Source organism: Bizionia sp., from assembly GCF_048259285.1.
GTDB classification, from domain to species: domain Bacteria; phylum Bacteroidota; class Bacteroidia; order Flavobacteriales; family Flavobacteriaceae; genus Algorimicrobium; species Algorimicrobium hallyeonense.
The window spans coordinates 1-10,103 of sequence record NZ_JBLXHU010000052.1 but is presented as its reverse complement, the minus strand read 5'-3'; the positions used below and the strand labels follow the sequence as shown (position 1 = coordinate 10,103).

The following is a 10,103-nucleotide window of genomic DNA, read 5'->3' as shown; positions in this document are numbered from 1 at the left end:
TGAATGATGAATTAAGTGACGTGTAAATAGAAATATCCGTGGCAAAAGAAATTAACAATATTAAAATCAATTCTTATGCGAGGGTTCATTTTTTTACGTAAAGTGTACCTAACAACTATAAAGATTTACTTATAAAAAACTACAACGCAACTCTTTTGAAAAAAAACATCTTCAAAGTATAAAGTTTGGTATCAACATGGAAACAATAAATAGAGTATAATGGCGACCAGAAATTTATTATTGATTTTTATATTTTTATTTTCTACTCCCGTAATTACAGCCCAAGACGTTTCAAAAAAAGTTAGGGTTGGAGTGTCCGCGAGTCTTGAAAAAAATGTAAGCTCTAAGAGAGTGGCTTTTGGCAAGTACACAGGTTTTTTTGCAGATTATAACAAATCCAATTACAGGTTTGGGCTTAGTTTAGAATATTTATTAAAAGGGAATTTGATTATTAATGGTGCAATAAATTATTCTAACAAGGACTTTAAAGGAACATATTTCTGCGACGTATGCGATTTTATATCCCCTTCAATTCCAGAGGAGGTAGAATTGAGCTTAATTGAAGTGCCTATTACTTTAAAGTACTATTTTTTACCCGGGAAAATCCGTTTATTCGGAGAGGTTGGAGTTAACAACCTTTTTCCTCTAAATAATCTGGAATACGAGGCGACAACGAATTCATATGTTATTGGATTTAAACTTGGAAGTGGCATGGAATACAATGTAAGTAATAAAATAGCCTTACAGTTAAGCGTAGACTACTATAGCAGTATTTCAAAAATCTTTAAAGATTCCTATTTCACAGGGTCCGATTTCAGGCTAAGATCGGTAGGCCTGGGTTTGACCATAGTGAAAAAAATATAAAACGTTGACACGTTGATCTACCAGGCACTAATAAATAAGCGTTGTGGGTCGCTACAGCCTGTCCCGAAAAACCTGCGGGAGCGAAAGCTGAATACCATTTTCCATACTTCACAGGTTTTCGATTAGCCCGGGATTACTCAAATTTCCCAAATCTTTATTTTGCTTTACGCCACTACAATTAAAGATATCTCAAATTACGGTTTCCCGCAACCAACTTCTCAAAGAATTGTTTTTCTTTGGTTCCAAAGAAATAAGCAAACCAATGACAACGAAACCCCGCAGAATAGGGTAGGGATCAGTTGAGCTATAAGCCCCCTAAATAAATCACCAGGCTATCTAAAAAGATTTACTAAATTAGACCTATAAGAGGAATATAAACACTAGTTGCTATAATGTTGCCATTCATTGTGACCAAACATAACGGAAATAATAAACTGAACTAAATGAAAAACATAAAATATCTGTTAATTCTTGTTTCGGCAACGCTTTTATCTTCATTTGCACAGCCGATTTTTGCTCAAGAAAACGACTTCATCAAAGAATATTTGGAACGATTAGAAAAATCGAAAGAATACTTAATTCTTGTAGCAGAAACAATGCCGGAAGATAAATATGAATTCAAAGCGACGCCAGAATCGATGAGTTTTGCGGAAAATTTAATGCATATTGGTTGGGCAATGGACTGGCATAGTCAATCATTAATGGGCGGACGTGAAGCCAGAGATTGGAATACAGACACGGAACTCAAAGTGGACAATAAATCTAAAAAAGAAATGATTGCAAAAATCAGTGAGACTTTTGACAAAACAATAGAATTCATCTCAAATTTTGACCCGAATAGACTTGAAGAAAGATTAGATTATTTTGGGGCGGACAGAACAAAAAGGCAAATTTTGTTATTGCTTGCCGACCACATAACCCATCACAGAGGACAAATGCTCGTTTATATGCGACTGAATGGACTAAAACCGCCAAGATATGTTTTATACCAGTAATTACTCGGGATTATAAAATTGGAAGCTAAAAAAGAAAACGGATTAAAATAATAAGTAAAAAAACAACGAAATGGCAACAACGGTAACCGTTGCACAAGCCTGTAAAACGTAAAATTACCAACTCAAATAAGCCGCTCTAAGCGGTTTTTCTTTTTTTGGCCATCCGGGTTTAGACCAAATCCAAACCAGCCAAAACGGATTTATCGACTGCTGTCAGTCTGTTTTTCAGAGCAAAAAACAAGTCGAGTATTCCTGCTCCGCTTTTTACCCGTTTACCCGAGAATTTCAAGTACTCCTGCCCCTGCCGTTCAGGCGGGTTTTCAGGTTGTAGGCAATGGCCGATAGCTGCACTGCCTTGTTGGCCTGTGCCAATCCCAATGGGTAAGACTACACAGCTAGGTATTCTTTCTTCTTTGTCAGGGTGGATACTACGGGTTAAAGTGCCATGCATTTCGGACCAATTGTGCCATTCTCAAAAAATAGAAACTAGAAACATCCCAAACTACGGTTACCCACAACTTACCTTTAAAAGAATTGTTTTTCTTTAGCTCCACTAAATAATAAGCAAACCAATGACAACGAAACCCTGCAGAATAGGGTAGGGATCAGCTCAGCCTTAAACCATTAATTAATAACCAGGCTATCTAAAAAGATTTACTAAATTAGACCTATAAGAGGAATATAAACACTAGTTGCTATATACAATTGTTGTAAGTAATGCCGAAAACCCAGAAACCGAATGAAAAAAACAATATTCGAAATTACCAAAATGGACTGTCCTTCAGAGGAAAATCTAATCCGAATGAAATTGGACGGAATTTCAAGTATTGCGAAGAAATTACCAAAATGGACTGTCCTTCAGAGGAAAATCTAATCCGAATGAAATTGGACGGAATTTCAAGTATTGCGAATTTGGACTTTGATATTCCGAACCGAAAACTGACTGTTTTTCACAGCGGAGAATCCGACCAAATCGAAAAGTCCGTTATTGAACTAAATTTAGGCGGAAAGAAAATCTCGACCGAACAGACCGACCAAACAGAATTTAATGAAAATGCAAACCAAAAAAAGCTACTTTGGTCTGTACTTGCAATCAATTTTGCCTTTTTTATTATCGAAATGACAACAGGAATAATCTCAAAATCAATGGGTCTTGTTGCCGATAGTTTGGATATGCTTGCCGACAGTTTCGTATACGGAATTAGCTTGTTTGCGGTTGGCGGAACGTTGATTAAGAAAAAGCGGATTGCAAAACTTGCTGGATATTTTCAAATAACACTTGCGATTATTGGATTTGTGGAAGTTTTAAGAAGATTTTTTGGAGACGAGAAACTTCCCGATTTTTCGACAATGATTATCGTTTCGATTTTTGCACTTATCGCAAACGGAATTTGTCTTTACATTTTGCAAAAGTCAAAAAGCAAAGAAGAGGCTCATATGAAAGCGAGTATGATTTTCACATCAAATGACGTGATTATCAATTTAGGAGTAATAATTGCTGGAATTTTGGTAAATTGGTTGAGTTCGAGCAAACCTGATTTGATTATCGGAACAATCGTTTTTGTTTTGGTAATTCAAGGAGCGTTTCGAATTTTGAAATTAAGTAAGTGAATAAAAAAGCACTACTTACAACAATGGCTATACGTAATGCGGGTTTTCTGCTAAACGAAAGGTCAATGCATTTTAAGAAGTCCGCCAATACTTTAATTTGGTATTTAAAGTGAATAAAATAAAAACAAAATATAAACTATTGGCTCAGTGCAAATTTGAAACTTTCCGCTTTCAAATCCCGCACTACGCATAGCCGGGTCGTTAGCGGTAACTTGCCTTAAAAAATAAAGAGCAGCTTCGGGACTTCCTTTTTTTTGCTGCCTACCCTATAGTTGGACCAATCAGTGCGCAAGCAGAACGTTTATCAGGGCAGCAAAAAACTACGGTTTGCAATTCCCAGGACCAGGCTATTATAGGGGTTGGGGCTTTATAATAGGGCAACTTACGGGCCTATACATTTGCCGCCAATACGCAAGCAGTAAGCAGATCGACCTTAGGCCTGTCCATCCTTTTCCAGGTTTTACGGAACGCCAAATTTTATTTGTGCTTGCTATGGTTTCGACCGGATTAAAAATGCGTCAAATACCACGCGGACCGTACCTTTGGCCTGCACATTGGACTATGGTCAGCGCTGCAAGCAACCGCTAACACGGCCTATAATTCAGTCTTACCTTTTTCAATAGAGAAAATTCATTACTTTTAATACGGCCCGATTCCGATCCTGAAAAATCCTGTCGCCTGCCTATCAGCAAGGCAGGGATTTCCCAGACCGAAATCATAGCCTTAACGTCACAGGGCATTTTAAAAAGACGACAGCAATAAAAGTAAACAGAGATGAAGATATTTATTTGTTATAGAAGCTTAGACAAAGTTGAAGGAGACGAAACCATTACGGCTTTGTTGAACGATTCAGAAAACGCTGTTGCTGTTCTAAAACAAACTGAACACATCGAGAATTGGAAGGATATTGTTATAGCGAAAATAAAAGAAAGTGATTTTGTTGCATTCTTAATTGGCAGTGAGACATTCAAAAGTGACCAGATTATTTGGGAATATGCAAAAGCAAAAAGCCTTAACAAACAAATAATTGGAATCAAACTTAAAAATGCTTCTGAAGAATCTATTCTTTTTTGCCAAGGTTTTCAGGTATTTGACAGTACTGTTCAAGCATTAAAATACCTTGACAGGGTGTTTGTTAGTGACCGTCAACTAAAAATTGAGCAATACAAAATAATGGTAAGCTCAACAGAGAAAGTAACGGATGCAAGAATGAAGGTGAATAATTTATTTTTCACAATTACATCTTCAATACTTTCCGTTGCCTTTGTATTAGGAAAAACATATAGCTTTATTCCGTTAAGTATTTTGGCAATGGTGATTCTTACTGCACTTGCTCTGCTCACGACATATTTTTGGGACAAGTTGGTTAACTCTTATGGAAAATTAAACACAGGAAAATTCAAAGTAATTGAGAGAATAGAGAAAGAGTTAAGAACAAATATGTTTGAAGAAGAGTGGCGTATTCTGACACAAGAAATTAAATATGAGCCTAATACGAAAACAGAAACAAAAATAGTTGAACGATTCAGGTTTTTCATTTTTTTGACTTTGGCAATTGAAATAGGTTATTTGTTGTATGAACTTTATCAATTATACCCGTTGACACTTTGTATTTGTAACAACTAAAAAAATAAATTATGGCAAAAAGAATTTTCACAAGTTTCGCAATTGAAGACGTTAGGATTAGAGACCTTTTTGTAGGTCAAGCAAGGCACGAAAGAGTTCCGTATGAATTGGTTGATATGTCCGTTAAGGAGCCTTGGAGTAGTGAATGGAAAACTAGATGTAGAACCAAAATTAAAGGTTGTGATGGAGTCGTGATTTTAATTTCAAAACACTTGAAAAATGCAGACGGAGCAATTTGGGAGATAAAATGTGCGAAGGAAGAAGGAATTCCAATTTTAGGTGTTTATATGACAGGATGCAGTATACTTGACACGCCAGACGAAATGAATGGTTTAAAAAAAGTGAATTGGACTTGGGCAAATATTGCAGAATTTGTGAATGGACTATAGAAAAACGCCCTGTAACACCGGTAACCGTTGTTACTTGGTTTATATCATCAAATAGGTATGCGTCTAATACATAGTTACGGTATAAATGAAAAATACATAACAGTAATTATATACAATTGATACCGGTGTAAGCACATATTGTATTGAAAATCAAATCATTAATAAACATGGACTCTAAAGTTTTACTCGGGAAAATTCTTCAACGGTTTAATGATAAAAAAAATTCGCAGGTTGATGGATATAATAGTTTTGGATATTTAAAAGAAACAAATCAAGCTGTTTTTCTAACTCGCGAAAATGGTGATGATACTCGAATTCCGTTTGAGAAAATCTTGAAGGCAATCGAAGCCTATAAAAATAATATTGAACTTTACGATTTAGGACCAAATGCTTTGCGTGACTTTGAAATCACCCATGTGAATAGTCCAATCTGGTCACTTTTACATTTGCTCTCAAAAAAAGATTACGAAAATTAATAAATGATAAAATGAAAACTACAGTCGAAGATTACAACACAATTGCTAAACATCTAAAAAAAGATTATCCCAAATTATCCGATTTTGAAATTTTGTCTCTTGCAATACAACTTGAAAGAAACCAAATTCTAGAAAATGGTTTAGTTATAAATTCAGAAAAACCAAGTGGACTTGAAGCAATTGCTATTGCCCTAGGTTTTACCGATGGACAATTTCAAAACACAATAACCGACGTTTTAAGAGAAATGGCCTATAAAGAATAAAGTGCCAGCTAGGCTGTTTAATGATATTGTTGTATCCATACCCCTAGCTTCCTAGGTTATAAGTGTCAATCCCAACGTTATAATTCCATTGTCGCTCCTTTCTGGCCGCCAAGGTAGGCGCATACCTTTGCATATATTAACCAAAAATCCCTAAATTGGAAGAAAAAAAAGGATTAATTCCCTTAATAAGGATAGCGCAAAACCGACGCCGCATAGTTCAACGGCGGTTAATTAAAACTGCGCCCTAGGCTTACATGATTTAATCATAAATATTGTAGCCAATTTTAACAAATGAACTCAAGATAAAGTCAATTAAAATGTTGCATACCGGTTAAATACACGTTTGTAAAAAATTTCGATTTAATAAGAAAAGGTTAGTTTGAATTTTTCTTTGTGAATTGGTACTTTTCTTCGAAAATATCGATCATTGACATAAGTAAGACTCTAAGACTTCTATAACAATTGTCATAATCAATATAAAACTCTACCCCTTCGATAACATCATCTTTTTTGTAATTATTGATAAACTCTTTGGGAGCATCTGATAAAAATCTAGAGTTTATTCTTCCATCTGAATGAAGTGTTAAATTTCGAATAGAATCTAAAAAATGAAGACTAAAGAAATAAGGATAGATTCAGCCTATCCCTCCGTTACGGATTTGAGGAATAGAGCAAAAAGGAAAATGCCCAAATTTGCATTCGAGTATCTCGACGGACACTTCATTCCGAAACCTATTTGGATTATTCTTATAAAGACATTTCGTTAAAAAGGGCGTATGATTTCGATCCAATACCAAAAAACCTTGACGGACAATATCATGATCGAATAATAGGAATGGGCTGTCAGATGTGGGGAGAATGGATTCCTACTAGTGGTTATATGGATTTTATGACATTCCCTAGAATTGCCGCTTACGCGGAAGTAGGTTGGACAAAAGTAGAAAGAAAGGATTTTGAGGGTTTCTTAAAATCTCTTTCAATAATGTCTGATATCTGGAGTGTCAAAGGAATACTCACGGCACCTATTGAAGAGGCGTTGTCTGAAGACGGCAAATAAGGAAAATTACAATGATCGAAGAACAATAATAGGGGATTATAGAGTGTGACTAAGAAACCACCATTTCATTGGCCTCATCCAAAACATGGTTGGTGAAACTCCGTAAATAGATCTGTGTCGTTTTAAAGGAGTTGTGGCCTAATCCTTCACTGATAACCTCTGTGGGTATTCCCATATATTTGGCAATGGTGGCCCATGAATGGCGTATGGTATAGGTGGTGAAATTTTCTTCTATGCCCGCATCCTTGGCAATGGTCTTGAGGTTGGCGTTCATCCTTCGTCTGTGGGTCCTGTATTTTTCATAATGCTTTGTGCTTCCATCATAATTTGCAGGGAACAAATAGTCGTCCTTTGTTTTGCCCGTGGTATAATGGCCCAATATTTCCGAAAGCTCTTCGGTTATGCGGACGGATAACTGGTCACCGGTCTTACTTCGACCATAGAATATGCGGTCTTGGTGTATGTCACTTAACTTTAATTTTACCAGATCAACAAAATTCATTCCCCTGCAGTAAAACATGATCAGGGCATAGTTCTTTGCATGTAAGAGTGGGCTTTCCCGCTTGTATTAGAGTTTTCTTATTCCATGATCTTGACCTTGGCCAAGACATTCTTTTTGGTCCTCGCCTTTGATGGATTTTTATAATGATCGATCGGATTTTTTATATTTCATTCGAACTTAAATTTGAAATGGGATTATTCTCAAAAGGGTACTTTTTTTCTGGACTTCTTAAGTTCAGAGGAATTATTTTTGTCTTCAAACCGTAATTGGAGCTTGTTCATATCCTCAGCAAGTTTGGTATCCAGTATTTTGGCGTAATGCTGGGTTGTCTTCAGAGATTTGTGTCCCAGCATTTTGCTCACGGATTCAATAGGCACACCGTTTGCTAGAGTTATGGTAGTGGCAAAGGTATGCCTTGCAACATGAAAGGTTAAATTCTTGTTTATTCCAGTTAGGTCTGCTATTTCTTTAAGATAGCCATTTGTTTTTTGATTGCTATATACGGGTAATAGTTGGTCCTTGTTACTTGGTAAAGAGGAATACTTAGTGATGATTCTTTCGGCAATCGGTAATAGAGGAATACTGCTTAAGGATTTGGTCTTGGTCCGCTTTACTTTGATCCATCGTTTCCCATCTATCCCGATTACGATATCGTTTACACTGAGCTTGGCAACATCAACATAGGCCAAACCAGTGTAGCAACTAAAAATGAAAACATCCCTTACCTGTTCCAATCTTGAAATCGAGAATTGTTTTTGAATTAGGATATTTATTTCTTCTTTGTTTAAATATTCCTTATCAATGGATTTTGGTCGAAGCTTAAAGTTGTAAAAAGGGTCTTTATCGATCCAACCATTGGCGTAGGCCTGGCGTATTATCTTTTTGAAGTAGGCTATATATTTTAAGGACGAATTATGTGAGAGTCCTTGATCGGCCTTTAAATAGTAAATAAAGCTGTTGATGAACTTAACATCTACCTGATGGATAGGTTGGTCCCCGGAGTTATAGTTTGATATAATAAATTTTCTGAGGTGCTTTTTGGTGGTCTTATAGCGTTGAAGTGTCCTAAAGGAGAATTCCCTTCCCACCAGTTTTTCCATTCTTTGGTTATGCTCGGCAAACATTTCCAAAATCAATTTTTTATTGGTGTTTGCCCCTATAAATTCATCCCTTATTCCTTTTGCCGTTATATAATAATTATCATCGTTCAAAAACTTTTGATAAATCTCATATATTCGATTTTTAATAAAATCCAATTGACGGTTGGTCTGTCTAGCTTCTGGGGTATATCCAATAACCTTGTTGGCCTTGGCATCCCATTTGGATATAGCAATTTTTCTCATGGTACTAACTTCAGCTCTTTTGCCGTTGTAAGTTATTCGTAGGTAAATGATGGCTTGGGAGGGGTCGCTCACCCCCTTTTTTCGGATATAAAACAGAATTGACAATAAATCTTGCATAATTTTGAATTTTTTACTGCCTAAATATAGGGAAATAAAAATAAAATTATGCGCCGTAATATGCTGTTTATAAGGTATTTATGATTGATTCGGTGGCACTAAATTCTGGAGAGTTAGTGCCACCGAATGGGGCACTTTTTGGATGGTATAATATGGCATCAAATGTGATTAAATAAAATAAAAAACCCTGTAAATATTGATATTTACAGGGTTTTGATTGAATTTGACATTCAAATTGTACTCGAGGTGGGAATCGAACCCACACTCCGAAGAACTGGATTTTGAATTCAGAGAATTTTGAGGTCATATATGGTTAAATGGCTAATAATAAGCTAATTACATTTTTAAAAAAAACAATAAAGACCATATAAAACCATAAAAAACCACCATTTGTTGTACCTATGTTGTACCTAGAATTCGTATCTTTAGTGTAAATAGTAGAGTATGGGGTCAAGTATAAAGGTAACTCTTCGCAAGAAAGCGAACAAACAAGGTCTTTTTCCTTTAGCGGTTCGTATAACTAAAAACAGAAAAACAACCTATCTTTATATAGGGCATTACATATCCATTAAATATTGGGATGAAGGCAATCGAGAGGTGCGAAAATCACATCCCAATTCTTCACGCCTAAACAATCTTCTTGTCAAGAAATTGGCAGAACCGAATCAAACCTTAATTGATTTACAGACTCATCAAAATGATATCACGTCAAAACAGATAAAACAAGAAATCGCAACTCCGCTTACCAAAACTAGCTTTAAAGAAATTGCCGATAATTATTTAGATAATTTAGAAAAAACAAATAAACTACAGCGTTTATCATCCGATAAAGCGCGAGTCGGTCATTTTGTAAGATTTGT

12 protein-coding genes are annotated in these 10,103 nt (G+C 35.8%); 10 read left to right on the top strand and 2 right to left on the bottom strand.

Annotation, left to right across the window (positions count from 1 at the left end):
• Positions 1-219 precede the first annotated feature (219 nt).
• From ACN0QX_RS14180 to ACN0QX_RS14140, 9 genes are all read left to right on the top strand, one after another.
• Positions 220-864 (top strand): outer membrane beta-barrel protein, encoded by a 645-nt coding sequence (locus tag ACN0QX_RS14180; protein WP_417197889.1) that lies wholly within the window; start codon positions 220-222, stop codon positions 862-864.
• A 443-nt stretch (positions 865-1,307) separates the two neighbouring features.
• Positions 1,308-1,859, top strand: a complete 552-nt coding sequence (locus ACN0QX_RS14175; RefSeq protein WP_417197887.1) for a DinB family protein — start codon at positions 1,308-1,310, stop codon at positions 1,857-1,859.
• Between the two features lie 739 nt (positions 1,860-2,598).
• Complete coding sequence (locus ACN0QX_RS14170) at positions 2,599-2,733, top strand: hypothetical protein (RefSeq protein ID WP_417197885.1); 135 nt, start codon at positions 2,599-2,601, stop codon at positions 2,731-2,733.
• Positions 2,734-2,738: 5 nt separating this feature from the next.
• On the top strand, positions 2,739-3,470 hold the full coding sequence (locus tag ACN0QX_RS14165) for a cation transporter (RefSeq protein WP_417197884.1): 732 nt from the start codon (positions 2,739-2,741) through the stop codon (positions 3,468-3,470).
• A gap of 774 nt (positions 3,471-4,244) precedes the next feature.
• Positions 4,245-5,096, top strand: a complete 852-nt coding sequence (locus ACN0QX_RS14160) for a TIR domain-containing protein (protein ID WP_417197882.1) — start codon at positions 4,245-4,247, stop codon at positions 5,094-5,096.
• An 11-nt stretch (positions 5,097-5,107) separates the two neighbouring features.
• Entirely contained in the window at positions 5,108-5,485 is a 378-nt protein-coding gene (locus ACN0QX_RS14155; RefSeq protein WP_417197880.1) for a TIR domain-containing protein, read from the top strand.
• Positions 5,486-5,652: 167 nt separating this feature from the next.
• Positions 5,653-5,961, top strand: coding sequence for a hypothetical protein (locus ACN0QX_RS14150; protein ID WP_417197878.1), 309 nt, complete (start codon positions 5,653-5,655; stop codon positions 5,959-5,961).
• 11 nt (positions 5,962-5,972) lie between these two features.
• Positions 5,973-6,224, top strand: a complete 252-nt coding sequence (locus tag ACN0QX_RS14145) for a histidine kinase (RefSeq protein ID WP_417197876.1) — start codon at positions 5,973-5,975, stop codon at positions 6,222-6,224.
• Between the two features lie 736 nt (positions 6,225-6,960).
• Positions 6,961-7,281: a family 20 glycosylhydrolase gene (locus ACN0QX_RS14140; protein ID WP_417197874.1), complete on the top strand. Its 321-nt coding sequence runs from the start codon at positions 6,961-6,963 to the stop codon at positions 7,279-7,281.
• A gap of 49 nt (positions 7,282-7,330) precedes the next feature.
• Here ACN0QX_RS14140 and ACN0QX_RS14135 read toward each other — a convergent pair whose 3' ends face one another.
• Positions 7,331-7,801: a tyrosine-type recombinase/integrase gene (locus tag ACN0QX_RS14135; protein WP_417197872.1), complete on the bottom strand. Its 471-nt coding sequence runs from the start codon at positions 7,799-7,801 to the stop codon at positions 7,331-7,333.
• A 182-nt stretch (positions 7,802-7,983) separates the two neighbouring features.
• Entirely contained in the window at positions 7,984-9,243 is a 1,260-nt protein-coding gene (locus ACN0QX_RS14130) for a site-specific integrase (RefSeq protein ID WP_417197870.1), read from the bottom strand.
• A 444-nt stretch (positions 9,244-9,687) separates the two neighbouring features.
• Between ACN0QX_RS14130 and ACN0QX_RS14125 the strand changes: the two genes are divergently transcribed.
• Positions 9,688-10,103, top strand: a 416-nt coding sequence (locus ACN0QX_RS14125; protein WP_417197868.1) for an Arm DNA-binding domain-containing protein, incomplete at its 3' end; no start/stop codon positions are given.

Excerpts from the sequence above, each read along its gene's own strand:
- ACN0QX_RS14180 (WP_417197889.1), top strand. The coding sequence starts at position 220 with ATGGCGACCAGAAATTTATTATTGATTTTTATATTTTTATTTTCTACT.
- ACN0QX_RS14175 (WP_417197887.1), top strand. The coding sequence starts at position 1,308 with ATGAAAAACATAAAATATCTGTTAATTCTTGTTTCGGCAACGCTTTTA.
- ACN0QX_RS14170 (WP_417197885.1), top strand. The coding sequence starts at position 2,599 with ATGAAAAAAACAATATTCGAAATTACCAAAATGGACTGTCCTTCAGAG.
- ACN0QX_RS14165 (WP_417197884.1), top strand. The coding sequence starts at position 2,739 with ATGAAATTGGACGGAATTTCAAGTATTGCGAATTTGGACTTTGATATT.
- ACN0QX_RS14160 (WP_417197882.1), top strand. The coding sequence starts at position 4,245 with ATGAAGATATTTATTTGTTATAGAAGCTTAGACAAAGTTGAAGGAGAC.
- ACN0QX_RS14155 (WP_417197880.1), top strand. The coding sequence starts at position 5,108 with ATGGCAAAAAGAATTTTCACAAGTTTCGCAATTGAAGACGTTAGGATT.
- ACN0QX_RS14150 (WP_417197878.1), top strand. The coding sequence starts at position 5,653 with ATGGACTCTAAAGTTTTACTCGGGAAAATTCTTCAACGGTTTAATGAT.
- ACN0QX_RS14145 (WP_417197876.1), top strand. The coding sequence starts at position 5,973 with ATGAAAACTACAGTCGAAGATTACAACACAATTGCTAAACATCTAAAA.
- ACN0QX_RS14135 (WP_417197872.1), bottom strand. The coding sequence starts at position 7,801 with ATGTTTTACTGCAGGGGAATGAATTTTGTTGATCTGGTAAAATTAAAG.
- ACN0QX_RS14130 (WP_417197870.1), bottom strand. The coding sequence starts at position 9,243 with ATGCAAGATTTATTGTCAATTCTGTTTTATATCCGAAAAAAGGGGGTG.